We start from the raw sequence: 13,061 nt of genomic DNA on the forward strand, positions 1-13,061 counted from the left end.
ACAAGATCAAGCCATGACCAACGATACCCTGCCGCCGCGTCCGATGCGCCTGTCCGGCCTCGAGCCTTTCACCATCGACGAAGACACGCTCTTCGTCAACGTCGGCGAGCGCACCAACGTCACCGGCTCCAAGGCCTTCGCCCGCATGATCCTGAACGGCCAGTTCGACGAGGCGCTGGTGGTAGCCCGCCAGCAGGTCGAGAACGGCGCGCAGATCATCGACATCAACATGGACGAGGCCATGCTGGACTCCAAGGCGGCCATGGTGAGGTTCCTCAACCTGATCGCCTCCGAGCCCGATATCGCGCGCGTGCCCATCATGCTGGACTCGTCCAAGTGGGACGTGATCGAGGCCGGCCTGAAGTGCGTGCAGGGCAAGCCCGTGGTCAACTCGATCTCGCTCAAGGAAGGCGAGGAACAATTCCGTCATCACGCCGAGCTGATCCGCCGCTATGGCGCGGCTTCCGTGGTGATGGCCTTCGACGAGAAGGGCCAGGCCGACACCTTTGCCCGCAAGACCGAGATCTGCAAGCGCAGCTATGACATCCTGGTCAATGAAGTCGGCTTCCCGCCCGAAGACATCATCTTCGACCCGAACATCTTCGCTGTTGCGACCGGCATCGAGGAGCACAACAACTATGCGGTGGACTTCATCGAAGCCACCGCCTGGATCAAGCAGAACCTGCCGTACGCCAAGGTCAGCGGCGGCGTGTCCAACGTGTCGTTCTCGTTTCGCGGCAACGACGCGGTGCGCGAGGCCATCCACACCGTGTTCCTGTACCACGCCATCAAGGCGGGCATGGACATGGGCATCGTCAACGCCGGCCAGCTCGGCGTGTACGACCAGCTCGACGCCGAGCTGCGCGAGCGCGTGGAGGACGTGGTGCTCAATCGCCGCGAGGACAGCACCGACCGCCTGCTGGAGATCGCCGACCGCTACAAGGGCGGCGGCGCGAAGCGCGAAGAAAACCTGCTGTGGCGCGGCACGCCGGAGAACCCGGTGCCGGTGGCCGACCGCCTGTCGCACGCGCTGGTGCATGGCCTGACCACCTTCATCGTGGAAGACACCGAGGAAGTGCGCCAGCAGGTGGAAGCGCGCGGCGGCCGCACGATCGAGGTGATCGAAGGCCCGCTGATGGACGGCATGAACATCGTGGGCGACCTGTTCGGCGCCGGCAAGATGTTCCTGCCGCAGGTGGTCAAGAGCGCCCGCGTGATGAAGCAGGCCGTGGCCCACCTGCTGCCCTACATCGAAGAGGAAAAGCGCCTGCTGGCCGAGGCCGGCGGCGACGTCAAGGCACGCGGCAAGATCGTCATCGCCACCGTCAAGGGCGACGTGCACGACATCGGCAAGAACATCGTCTCGGTGGTGCTCCAGTGCAATAACTTCGAAGTGGTCAACATGGGCGTGATGGTCCCGTGCAACGAGATCCTGGCGCGCGCCAAGGTCGAGGGCGCGGACATCGTCGGCCTGTCTGGGCTGATCACGCCGTCGCTCGAGGAAATGGCCTACGTCGCCTCCGAGATGCAGCGCGACGACTACTTCCGCATCAAGAAGATCCCGCTGCTGATCGGCGGCGCCACCACCTCGCGCGTGCACACCGCGGTCAAGATCGCGCCGCACTACGAAGGCCCGGTGGTCTACGTGCCGGACGCCTCGCGCTCGGTCAGCGTGGCATCCAGCCTGCTGTCCGACGATGGCGCCGCCAAGTACCTGGACGAGCTGAAGACCGACTACGAACGCATCCGCCACCAGCACGCCAACAAGAAAGCCACGCCGATGGTGTCGCTGGCGAAGGCCCGCGCCAACAAGACGCCGGTGGACTGGAGCGCCTACGTCCCGCCCAAGCCGAAATTCATCGGCCGGCGCATCTTCCGCAACTACGACCTGACGGAGCTCGCCAACTACATCGACTGGGCGCCGTTCTTCCAGACCTGGGACCTGGCCGGCAAATTCCCCGACATCCTCAATGACGAGATCGTCGGGGAATCCGCCCGCCGCGTGTTTTCCGACGGCAAGGCCATGCTGTCGCGCCTGATCCAGGGCCGCTGGCTGACGGCCAACGGCGTGCTGGCCCTGCTGCCGGCCAACGCCGTCAACGACGACGATATCGAGATCTACACCGACGAGACCCGCAGCCAGGTCGCGCTGACCTGGCACAACCTGCGCCAGCAAAGCGAGCGCCCGGTGATCGATGGCGTGATGCGCCCCAACCGCTGCCTCGCGGACTTCGTCGCGCCCAAGGACAGCGGCATCGCCGACTACATCGGCGTGTTCGCCGTCACCGCCGGCATCGGCGTGGACAAGAAGGAGGCCCAGTTCGAGGCCGACCACGACGACTACAGCGCCATCATGCTGAAGTCGCTGGCCGACCGCCTGGCCGAAGCCTTTGCCGAATGCCTGCACGAGCGCGTGCGCAAGGACCTGTGGGGCTACGACGCCGGCGAGGTGCTGACCAACGAGCAACTGATCGCCGAGACCTATCGCGGCATCCGTCCGGCGCCGGGCTATCCGGCCTGCCCGGAGCATACGGTCAAGGCGCCGATGTTCGAGTACCTCAATGCCGCCGAGATCGGCATGGGCATCACCGACTCGCTGGCGATGACGCCGGCCGCATCGGTGAGCGGCTTCTACCTGGCGCATCCGGAGTCCACCTATTTCTCGGTGGGCAAGATCGGGCAGGACCAGCTCGACGACATGGTGGCGCGCCGCGGCGAAGAGCGCAGCGTGCTGGAGCGGGCGCTCGCGCCTAACCTGTAACCGCGTGCGTCGGCGGCAGTGGCGGTTTTCGCCGCTGCACCGCCGCAAGCCATTGGGTAAGCAGGGAAAAGCTCCTCCGGGCGCGTCCATGTGGCGTCGGGCGTTCTTCACCACTCCTTACAAGGCATTACATCTCCTAACAGACCGCGCGGGTCCGCATCCATAGACTGAAGGCTCACTTCAAGTGAACACCGCAGCGAATGCTTCGCCGCGGCGCAAACTGCAAGGAGCCTCTCCATGAACAAACTGCTGATCTCCCTTTCCGCTCTCTCGATCGCTGCCGCTTCCTCGCTGGCCATGGCGCAAGGCACCGGCGTTGATGCGAAGGCTGGCGCCACCGGCGCCATCGCGGCGCCCGCGGTCAGCGCGCCCGCAGACAAGGGTGCAGCGGCCGGCGCAGGTGCCAACGTTGGCCTGGGCGTCTCGGCCAGCGCCGACAAGGGCGTGGACGCCAAGGTGGGCGCCGATGCCGACGCTGCTACGCCAGCCAAGTCGACCGCCAAGACCAAGAAGCACAGCAGCCACGCCAAGAGCAAGAAGGGCGAGGCTTCGACCGACACCAGTGCAGAAGCCGGTGCCGGCACGTCGACCAAGCTCCAGTAAGCCGAAGCGCTGACAATCCTGAGGCATTTGCCGAAGCCGCCGAACAGGCCAAAACCGCGTGCTACGTCGACGGCTGTCTCACCCTCTCCCCTCAGGGGGAGAGGGCCGGGGGTAGGGGTGGCTTAGCCGGGAGCCACCTGAAGCGAAGCCCATGGTTTTTTCAGCAGGGACGGGTTCACCCCCGTCCCTTTTTCATGTGCGCCCAGCATGGGCGCACTCCTGTGGGTGCAAGTCCCACCGTAAGTTGATCACAGCGATCGAAGCGAAGCGCAACTGCGAAAGGGCGACCGATCGTGGGGAGGAAGCGTGGAGCGAAGCTGCGAGCCGAGGAACACGAACCGGATAGAAGGCGGTGCCGACCAGGACGAGCGGGCATGAAACCGCGAAGTTCTCGTGATCAAGGGGAGGCGGCGTAAATCCGGCGGTTGTGCAGCGAAGGAGTGCGTTCTTACCTGGGGAGATCTCGCCTCATGCCTGAAAGGGCGACGGCGTCGAGCCGGAGCGAGAAGTCAGCAGAGGTCGAAGTAGTTGGGGGTAGCGCCGGCAAGGCTCGAATCCGCCGACGAAGGACCGAACGAGAGGGAGTGTTCGAAGCCATGTCGATACCGAAGGCATTGCGTCAGAAGCCCGCGCGAGCGGGGCGGGAGGAGTAGCGGGCGGTGAAGCCGGCCGTGAACCCGCCTGCGACGAAGCCGGCGGTCCGCGGCGGGGACCGGAGGACACGGGGTCGGCGCTGCTGGCAGCGGCGCTGACGCGAGAGAACCTGAAGCAGGCGTTCAGGCGGGTCCGCCGCAACAAAGGCGCCGCTGGCGTGGATGGTCTGGATATTGATCAGACCGCCCGCTATCTGGTGTCGGCGTGGCCGGAGATCCGCCAGCAACTGCTCAAGGGGACGTACCGGCCCAGTCCGGTACGGCGGGTAACGATTCCGAAGCCGGACGGAGGAGGCGAGCGCGAGCTCGGTATTCCGACGGTGACGGACCGGCTGATCCAGCAGGCGCTGTTGCAGGTGCTGCAGCCGATGCTGGACCCCACCTTCAGCGAGCACAGCTACGGCTTCCGGCCTGGGCGGCGTGCGCACGATGCGGTGTTAGCCGCGCAGTCGTACGTGCAGTCGGGGCGGCGAGTGGTGGTGGACGTGGATCTGGAGAAGTTCTTTGACCGGGTCAACCACGACATCCTGATTGACCGTCTACAGAAGCGCATCGGGGACGCCGGGGTCATCCGGCTGATCCGGGCGTATCTGAACAGCGGGCTGATGGATGGCGGGGTAGTGCTGCAGCGGTACGAGGGCACGCCGCAAGGCGGGCCGCTTACGCCGCTTACAACGTTGCATACTTTTCACTCCGTCGTCTGAATCATTCGAGTTTTCGCTGTCAAAAGCCCCAGGCTGTGGGTCAACCCTGAACACAACGACGATTTCATCCTTGTGGATTTCGACGCGCTTGACCAGACCCAATACGATCCTGCGCTTTGTCTCAAGATCAATCGTGTCCAGTTTTTCGGTGACGGCGCCTGCAAATTCCTCGATCCGATTGATGACCAGAAACAGCTCGCTTTGCACCGCGCCTTGCTGCCTGGATTCAAGGATCTGCTGGTCAATCTGCTCAAGCCGATTCCTCAACTGCTGCATCTTCGGTTCGAAGTCGGACTTATCGAGGATGCCGTCCGCATAGCTATCGATCAGCCGGGACTTTCCCTTCTCCAGCTGCAGCCGCTGCTTTTCAAGGTTGCTTGTGTCGAAGGCACTCTTCTCGTTGCGCTCCATCATATCCAGTCGACGCTCATATTCGCTCTTCAAGCGTTCTGGATGACTGAGCAATTCCACAACCTGCTGCCATACCAGCTCATCGAGCCTGTCTGTTCGTACCTGCAGATTGTCACAGATGCGGTGGCCACCGAAACGGTAGGCATCAGTCCCAACACAGCGGTAATAGGCGTAGTCCCGCTGATGCCCCTTAGCTGCAACCTTGCTCACCTTCTTGGCGTAATAGGCGTAATGGCACTCGCCGCATACCGTCAACCCTTGCAGCAGGCGTAGCGGTGCACTCTCGCGCCTCTGGCGCGCCAGCTTGCGGTTCTCGGCAAGCTGTTCCTGAGCCGCCTGGAACAGCCCCTCGCTCACGATGGCCGGCACCGGAATCTCGATCCAGTCCTGCGGTTCGGTTCGTGTTGTCGAGTACGGCTTTCTGGGCACGTCAGCACTGTGGCGCTGGGCGCGCACGCGTACCTGCAGGTGATCGCGCGACTGCGTCTTGCCGAACGCAGCTCGCCCCATGTACGCAGGATTGCGCAATATGCCCCACACCACACTACGGTCCCAGTATGGCTTGCCCGACGCTGTCACGGTACCCGACTCGGCAAGGCGGCGTACCACATCCCCTATGCTCAGGCGGTCCATCCCCACCCACTGGAAGATCGCCCGGACCGTTGCAGCCTGGGGCAGTTCGATAACGTACCGGGCCGGCGTTCCGTCGAGTTGCCGGCGAATGTAGCGGTAGCCGTAGGGCGCCCCGGACAGGACATTGACACTGCCGCGTTTTGCGCCGTGAAGCTTGCCACGACGGTGACGCTCGGCGATCTTCGCCCGTTCGTATTCTGCGATCATGCCCTGCATCTGCAATAGCAGCGACTCTTCCGGCGTCGTACCGATCGCGTGATTGAGGAAGACCACCTGGACACCGCAGGCGGAGAACTCTTCCATCAGCAGCGCCTGGTGCGCATATTTGCGCGCCAGCCGGTCCGGTGACAGGATGTACAGCTGATCGATCGTACCGAGCGCGGCACAGTCCCTGAGGCGCTCCAATTGAGGCCTGATCAGCGTCGCACCGCTCACGCCAGCGTCAACGAAACACATGTCGTCGACGATCTGCGCGCCGTCAGCTGAAATACGCTCCTTCAGTGCAGCGATCTGGCTTTCAATGGTGCCGCGTTTGTTTTGCTGTTCGGAGGATACCCGCGCGTAGAGTGCAACCATCGCAGCTTTGCTCATCGTCTACCTCGCTTGATGGTCGCTTGCTTGGACTCTGCAGACCACGTAGCGGACGGCTGTGCCGTCGCGCGTGCTTCGATCGGACTAATCTGCTCGTAAGCCTTTTGCAACTGCTCTTGGGCATAGCGGTTCGGCTCGAAAGCCAGACGCACGCTCCACTTTTTACGTCTTCGGGTCATCGCTGCACCTGCCTGTCAGCGGGAGCGACCGTCTCAAGGACAAGATCCACATTGACGTCAGCACAGCTTCTGGACCAGGGCGCCAGACACTCCCTCGAAATGCGCAGGCCCAATTTTATCCGGCAGTTTGCTCTATTGTTGGTGGCGTTATGTCACCGCTGCTGGCTAACGTACTGCTCGATGAGGTGGACAAGGCGTTGGAGCGTCGAGGTCATTGCTTCGTGCGCTATGCCGATGATGCGAACGTGTACGTGCGCAGTCGGCGGGCGGGCGAGCGGGTGATGGCGCTATTGCGGCGCTTGTACGGCAGCCTGCGCCTGAAGGTCAACGAGGCAAAGAGCGCGGTGGCGAGCGCGTTTGGCCGCAAGTTCCTCGGCTACAGCTTCTGGGTGGCCGCAGGGGGAGTGGTCAAGCGCAAAGTGGCAGTTAAGCCGCTGCTGACGTTCAAGCAACGCATCCGCGAACTGACTCGCCGCTCAGGCGGGCGGAGTCTGCAGGCAGTCGTGGATCGGGTGAGGCCATATGTTCTGGGATGGAAGGCCTACTTCCGGCTGGCGCAAACGCCCCAGGTCTGGCGCGAGCTGGACAAGTGGATGCGCCACCGGCTGAGGGCCATCCAGCTCAAGCACTGGCGCCGTGGTCGGGTCATTTACCGAGAGTTGCGTGCGCTGGGTGCTACAGCGGATGCCGCCAGGCAAGCAGCGGCGAGTAGCCGGTGCTGGTGGCGCAACAGCGGCGACACGCTGAACCGGGTCCTGACCATCGCCTACTTCGATCAGTTGGGCATGCCCCGTCTCACTTAACCTCAACCTCTCGAACCGCCCGGTGCGGACCCGCATGCCGGGTGGTGTGGCAGGGGCGCAGCCAGTGGGCTGCCCCTATGCCGATTGGCGCCGCCATCCGGGAGCGTGTCAGTCTTACACCGACATTCGCGCCGCATTGTAAGCACTACAATGCATTAGCCCGGCCGCTCCTGAGAGCTGGGGCATCCATGCCCAGGGAGAATTCCATGATTCGCGTTTTGATCGCCGACGATCACCAGATCGTGCGCGCCGGTCTGCGCCAGTTCATTGCCGACGAGCCGGATATCCGGGTGGAAGGGGAAGCTGCCAGCGGCGACGAAGTCATGACGCGGCTGCGCGAGCTCGAGTTCGATGTGGTGGTGCTCGATATCTCGATGCCTGACCGCAACGGCATCGACGTGCTCAAGCTGCTGCGCCAGCGCCATCCCGACCTGCCGGTGCTGATCCTCTCCACCTACCCGGAAGAGCAGTACGCCATCAACCTGATCCGCGCGGGCGCTTCCGGCTACCTGACCAAGGAAAGCGCACCGGACGATCTCGTCAAGGCCATCCGCACCGTGGCCCAGGGCCGACGCTATGTCAGCGCAACCGTGGCGGACCTGCTCATCGGCGGGCTGGACAAGCCCACCAACCAGCCGCTGCACCAGACCTTGTCCAAGCGCGAGTTCCAGATATTCTGCAAGCTCTCGCGCGGGCAGTCGGTCTCGGTAATTGCCGAGGAGTTGTTCCTGAGCGTCAAGACGGTCAGCACCTATCGCTCGCGCATCCTGGAAAAGATGGGCATGAAGACCAATGCCGACCTGACCTACTACGCGATCAAGAACGGCCTGGTGGAGTAGGCGCAGCCAAGGCAAAGCGCATTACCAGGCATTCTGCCGCGTTTGCCTGACGCTGCTGTAGGACGGACGCCGATAGTCCGTCCCTATACTCTGTTGCTAGCATGGAATCATGTTGGATCAAGCTGCGGCCCCTTCGTATCGCGCGCTGCGGGTCCTGCTAATCGAGGACTCAGCGGTACTGCGGGGTATGTTGCTTGAATACCTGAACGCTTTTCCGTTTATCGAAGTCGTGGATTGGGCGGATACCGAAAGCTCGGCGCTGCGCCTCTACGAGGCGGGCAAGTACGAGGTCGTCATCGTCGACCTGCAGTTGCGGCAAGGCAACGGAATCAATGTACTGCGCGCCTTGCAGAAGACCAGGGTGTCGGGCATCCGCATCGTGTACACCAATCATGCCCAGGTGCCTACATACCGGCGGCAGTGTGCCGAGGCCGGCGCGGACTATTTCTTTGACAAGTCGCTCGAGCTCGAGCAGGTGTTCCGGGTGATCGAGGAGTACGCGCAGGCAGGGGCTGAATCCGTATTGAGTGCGTATCGAGTACGTATCGAGTACGTCAAATACTTCGAATACTTCGAATACGTATAGACCCGTATCAGTAGTACCAGCCGTTCCAATCGCGGCCATGCCGCGTCAACCTAGAGCAAGGAGAGAGTCATGAGAAAGCTGATGGCGCTGTGTGCCCTGGCAGGTGTGGTCCTGGTGACCGGTTGCAACACGATGGCCGGTGCCGGCAAGGACATCGAGAAGGGCGGCGAGAAGGTGCAAGGCGCCGCCGAGAGCACCAAGCAGAAGATGTAAGGTACCAACCGGCGTGCCGTGTGCATGGCAGCCGGACAAGAGGAATGGAAAAGGGGCTCCGCGGAGCCCTTTTCCATTTTCATGTGCGCCCAGCATGGGCGCACTCCTGTGGGTGCAAGTCCCACCGTAAGTTGATCACAGCGATCGAAGCGAAGCGCAACTGCGAAAGGGCGACCGATCGTGGGGAGGAAGCGTGGAGCGAAGCTGCGAGCCGAGGAACACGAACCGGATAGAAGGCGGTGCCGACCAGGACGAGCGGGCATGAAACCGCGAAGTTCTCGTGATCAAGGGGAGGCGGCGTAAATCCGGCGGTTGTGCAGCGAAGGAGTGCGTTCTTACCTGGGGAGATCTCGCCTCATGCCTGAAAGGGCGACGGCGTCGAGCCGGAGCGAGAAGTCAGCAGAGGTCGAAGTAGTTGGGGGTAGCGCCGGCAAGGCTCGAATCCGCCGACGAAGGACCGAACGAGAGGGAGTGTTCGAAGCCATGTCGATACCGAAGGCATTGCGTCAGAAGCCCGCGCGAGCGGGGCGGGAGGGAGTAGCGGGCGGTGAAGCCGGCCGTGAACCCGCCTGCGACGAAGCCGGCGGTCCGCGGCGGGGACCGGAGGACACGGGGTCGGCGCTGCTGGCAGCGGCGCTGACGCGAGAGAACCTGAAGCAGGCGTTCAGGCGGGTCCGCCGCAACAAAGGCGCCGCTGGCGTGGATGGTCTGGATATTGATCAGACCGCCCGCTATCTGGTGTCGGCGTGGCCGGAGATCCGCCAGCAACTGCTCAAGGGGACGTACCGGCCCAGTCCGGTACGGCGGGTAACGATTCCGAAGCCGGACGGAGGAGGCGAGCGCGAGCTCGGTATTCCGACGGTGACGGACCGGCTGATCCAGCAGGCGCTGTTGCAGGTGCTGCAGCCGATGCTGGACCCCACCTTCAGCGAGCACAGCTACGGCTTCCGGCCTGGGCGGCGTGCGCACGATGCGGTGTTAGCCGCGCAGTCGTACGTGCAGTCGGGGCGGCGAGTGGTGGTGGACGTGGATCTGGAGAAGTTCTTTGACCGGGTCAACCACGACATCCTGATTGACCGTCTACAGAAGCGCATCGGGGACGCCGGGGTCATCCGGCTGATCCGGGCGTATCTGAACAGCGGGCTGATGGATGGCGGGGTAGTGCTGCAGCGGTACGAGGGCACGCCGCAAGGCGGGCCGATAACGCCACCAACAATAGAGCAAACTGCCGGATAAAATTGGGCCTGCGCATTTCGAGGGAGTGTCTGGCGCCCTGGTCCAGAAGCTGTGCTGACGTCAATGTGGATCTTGTCCTTGAGACGGTCGCTCCCGCTGACAGGCAGGTGCAGCGATGACCCGAAGACGTAAAAAGTGGAGCGTGCGTCTGGCTTTCGAGCCGAACCGCTATGCCCAAGAGCAGTTGCAAAAGGCTTACGAGCAGATTAGTCCGATCGAAGCACGCGCGACGGCACAGCCGTCCGCTACGTGGTCTGCAGAGTCCAAGCAAGCGACCATCAAGCGAGGTAGACGATGAGCAAAGCTGCGATGGTTGCACTCTACGCGCGGGTATCCTCCGAACAGCAAAACAAACGCGGCACCATTGAAAGCCAGATCGCTGCACTGAAGGAGCGTATTTCAGCTGACGGCGCGCAGATCGTCGACGACATGTGTTTCGTTGACGCTGGCGTGAGCGGTGCGACGCTGATCAGGCCTCAATTGGAGCGCCTCAGGGACTGTGCCGCGCTCGGTACGATCGATCAGCTGTACATCCTGTCACCGGACCGGCTGGCGCGCAAATATGCGCACCAGGCGCTGCTGATGGAAGAGTTCTCCGCCTGCGGTGTCCAGGTGGTCTTCCTCAATCACGCGATCGGTACGACGCCGGAAGAGTCGCTGCTATTGCAGATGCAGGGCATGATCGCAGAATACGAACGGGCGAAGATCGCCGAGCGTCACCGTCGTGGCAAGCTTCACGGCGCAAAACGCGGCAGTGTCAATGTCCTGTCCGGGGCGCCCTACGGCTACCGCTACATTCGCCGGCAACTCGACGGAACGCCGGCCCGGTACGTTATCGAACTGCCCCAGGCTGCAACGGTCCGGGCGATCTTCCAGTGGGTGGGGATGGACCGCCTGAGCATAGGGGATGTGGTACGCCGCCTTGCCGAGTCGGGTACCGTGACAGCGTCGGGCAAGCCATACTGGGACCGTAGTGTGGTGTGGGGCATATTGCGCAATCCTGCGTACATGGGGCGAGCTGCGTTCGGCAAGACGCAGTCGCGCGATCACCTGCAGGTACGCGTGCGCGCCCAGCGCCACAGTGCTGACGTGCCCAGAAAGCCGTACTCGACAACACGAACCGAACCGCAGGACTGGATCGAGATTCCGGTGCCGGCCATCGTGAGCGAGGGGCTGTTCCAGGCGGCTCAGGAACAGCTTGCCGAGAACCGCAAGCTGGCGCGCCAGAGGCGCGAGAGTGCACCGCTACGCCTGCTGCAAGGGTTGACGGTATGCGGCGAGTGCCATTACGCCTATTACGCCAAGAAGGTGAGCAAGGTTGCAGCTAAGGGGCATCAGCGGGACTACGCCTATTACCGCTGTGTTGGGACTGATGCCTACCGTTTCGGTGGCCACCGCATCTGTGACAATCTGCAGGTACGAACAGACAGGCTCGATGAGCTGGTATGGCAGCAGGTTGTGGAATTGCTCAGTCATCCAGAACGCTTGAAGAGCGAATATGAGCGTCGACTGGATATGATGGAGCGCAACGAGAAGAGTGCCTTCGACACAAGCAACCTTGAAAAGCAGCGGCTGCAGCTGGAGAAGGGAAAGTCCCGGCTGATCGATAGCTATGCGGACGGCATCCTCGATAAGTCCGACTTCGAACCGAAGATGCAGCAGTTGAGGAATCGGCTTGAGCAGATTGACCAGCAGATCCTTGAATCCAGGCAGCAAGGCGCGGTGCAAAGCGAGCTGTTTCTGGTCATCAATCGGATCGAGGAATTTGCAGGCGCCGTCACCGAAAAACTGGACACGATTGATCTTGAGACAAAGCGCAGGATCGTATTGGGTCTGGTCAAGCGCGTCGAAATCCACAAGGATGAAATCGTCGTTGTGTTCAGGGTTGACCCACAGCCTGGGGCTTTTGACAGCGAAAACTCGAATGATTCAGACGACGGAGTGAAAAGTATGCAACGTTGTAAGCGGCGTACTGTCACCGCTGCTGGCTAACGTACTGCTCGATGAGGTGGACAAGGCGTTGGAGCGTCGAGGTCATTGCTTCGTGCGCTATGCCGATGATGCGAACGTGTACGTGCGCAGTCGGCGGGCGGGCGAGCGAGTGATGGCGCTATTGCGGCGCTTGTACGGCAGCCTGCGCCTGAAGGTCAACGAGGCAAAGAGCGCGGTGGCGAGCGCGTTTGGCCGCAAGTTCCTCGGCTACAGCTTCTGGGTGGCCGCAGGGGGAGTGGTCAAGCGCAAAGTGGCAGTTAAGCCGCTGCTGACGTTCAAGCAACGCATCCGCGAACTGACTCGCCGCTCAGGCGGGCGGAGTCTGCAGGCAGTCGTGGATCGGGTGAGGCCATATGTTCTGGGATGGAAGGCCTACTTCCGGCTGGCGCAAACGCCCCAGGTCTGGCGCGAGCTGGACAAGTGGATGCGCCACCGGCTGAGGGCCATCCAGCTCAAGCACTGGCGCCGTGGTCGGGTCATTTACCGAGAGTTGCGTGCGCTGGGTGCTACAGCGGATGCCGCCAGGCAAGCAGCGGCGAGTAGCCGGTGCTGGTGGCGCAACAGCGGCGACACGCTGAACCGGGTCCTGACCATCGCCTACTTCGATCAGTTGGGCATGCCCCGTCTCACTTAACCTCAACCTCTCGAACCGCCCGGTGCGGACCCGCATGCCGGGTGGTGTGGCAGGGGCGCAGCCAGTGGGCTGCCCCCTATGCCGATTTTTGGGGCCGAACAAGACAGCTGCGATTCAAGGCCAATTCCCTCGTGGACCGGTGCTGCCTGGTGGCCCCAGTCGAAGCATATTCGGCTACAATCGTAGCCATTTATGCTTCGATCCATTTCCGAGACTCTTTTCA

General features: G+C 62.5%; 7 protein-coding genes and 4 pseudogenes. 10 read left to right on the forward strand and 1 reads right to left on the reverse strand.

The genetic code is table 11. The annotated features are described in order from the left end of the window. Positions 1-13 precede the first annotated feature (13 nt). The 3 genes and pseudogenes from metH to OMK73_RS29140 form a co-directional block, all read left to right on the forward strand. Complete coding sequence (gene metH / locus OMK73_RS29130; protein ID WP_267605088.1) at positions 14-2,761, forward strand: methionine synthase; 2,748 nt, start codon at positions 14-16, stop codon at positions 2,759-2,761. Positions 2,762-2,998: 237 nt separating this feature from the next. Beyond that, a complete protein-coding gene (locus tag OMK73_RS29135; RefSeq protein ID WP_267605089.1) occupies positions 2,999-3,364 on the forward strand; it encodes a hypothetical protein in 366 nt (121 codons plus the stop codon). Between the two features lie 596 nt (positions 3,365-3,960). After that, positions 3,961-4,688: pseudogene (locus OMK73_RS29140) on the forward strand (reverse transcriptase domain-containing protein); the annotation flags it as partial. A gap of 516 nt (positions 4,689-5,204) precedes the next feature. Here the strand turns inward: OMK73_RS29140 and OMK73_RS29145 are convergent. Then, a pseudogene (locus OMK73_RS29145) lies at positions 5,205-6,356 on the reverse strand (recombinase family protein); the annotation flags it as partial. A 229-nt stretch (positions 6,357-6,585) separates the two neighbouring features. Between OMK73_RS29145 and OMK73_RS29150 the strand changes: the two are divergent. The 7 genes and pseudogenes from OMK73_RS29150 to OMK73_RS29180 all read left to right on the forward strand — a co-directional run. Beyond that, positions 6,586-7,338: a group II intron maturase-specific domain-containing protein gene (locus OMK73_RS29150; protein WP_267606556.1), complete on the forward strand. Its 753-nt coding sequence runs from the start codon at positions 6,586-6,588 to the stop codon at positions 7,336-7,338. Between the two features lie 206 nt (positions 7,339-7,544). Next, a complete protein-coding gene (locus OMK73_RS29155) occupies positions 7,545-8,177 on the forward strand; it encodes a response regulator transcription factor (RefSeq protein ID WP_267605090.1) in 633 nt (210 codons plus the stop codon). A gap of 109 nt (positions 8,178-8,286) precedes the next feature. Further along, complete coding sequence (locus tag OMK73_RS29160; RefSeq protein ID WP_267605091.1) at positions 8,287-8,763, forward strand: response regulator; 477 nt, start codon at positions 8,287-8,289, stop codon at positions 8,761-8,763. 69 nt (positions 8,764-8,832) lie between these two features. Next, on the forward strand, positions 8,833-8,976 hold the full coding sequence (locus tag OMK73_RS29165; RefSeq protein WP_035859076.1) for an entericidin A/B family lipoprotein: 144 nt from the start codon (positions 8,833-8,835) through the stop codon (positions 8,974-8,976). A gap of 483 nt (positions 8,977-9,459) precedes the next feature. Further along, positions 9,460-10,185: pseudogene (locus OMK73_RS29170) on the forward strand (reverse transcriptase domain-containing protein); the annotation flags it as partial. Between the two features lie 321 nt (positions 10,186-10,506). Beyond that, positions 10,507-12,204, forward strand: coding sequence for a recombinase family protein (locus OMK73_RS29175; RefSeq protein ID WP_267604526.1), 1,698 nt, complete (start codon positions 10,507-10,509; stop codon positions 12,202-12,204). Continuing rightward, a pseudogene (locus tag OMK73_RS29180) lies at positions 12,179-12,838 on the forward strand (group II intron maturase-specific domain-containing protein); the annotation flags it as partial. The gene OMK73_RS29175 and the pseudogene OMK73_RS29180, both read left to right, overlap by 26 nt. Between the last annotated feature and the right edge of the window lie 223 nt (positions 12,839-13,061).

The organism is Cupriavidus sp. D39 (assembly GCF_026627925.1).
Classification (GTDB): Bacteria; Pseudomonadota; Gammaproteobacteria; order Burkholderiales; family Burkholderiaceae; genus Cupriavidus; species Cupriavidus ulmosensis.

Bases quoted from the DNA above. Each gene is read 5' to 3' on its own strand.
- OMK73_RS29165 (WP_035859076.1), top strand. From the start codon at position 8,833: ATGAGAAAGCTGATGGCGCTGTGTGCCCTGGCAGGTGTGGTCCTGGTG.
- OMK73_RS29175 (WP_267604526.1), top strand. From the start codon at position 10,507: ATGAGCAAAGCTGCGATGGTTGCACTCTACGCGCGGGTATCCTCCGAA.
- OMK73_RS29155 (WP_267605090.1), top strand. From the start codon at position 7,545: ATGATTCGCGTTTTGATCGCCGACGATCACCAGATCGTGCGCGCCGGT.
- metH (WP_267605088.1), top strand. From the start codon at position 14: ATGACCAACGATACCCTGCCGCCGCGTCCGATGCGCCTGTCCGGCCTC.
- OMK73_RS29160 (WP_267605091.1), top strand. From the start codon at position 8,287: ATGTTGGATCAAGCTGCGGCCCCTTCGTATCGCGCGCTGCGGGTCCTG.
- OMK73_RS29135 (WP_267605089.1), top strand. From the start codon at position 2,999: ATGAACAAACTGCTGATCTCCCTTTCCGCTCTCTCGATCGCTGCCGCT.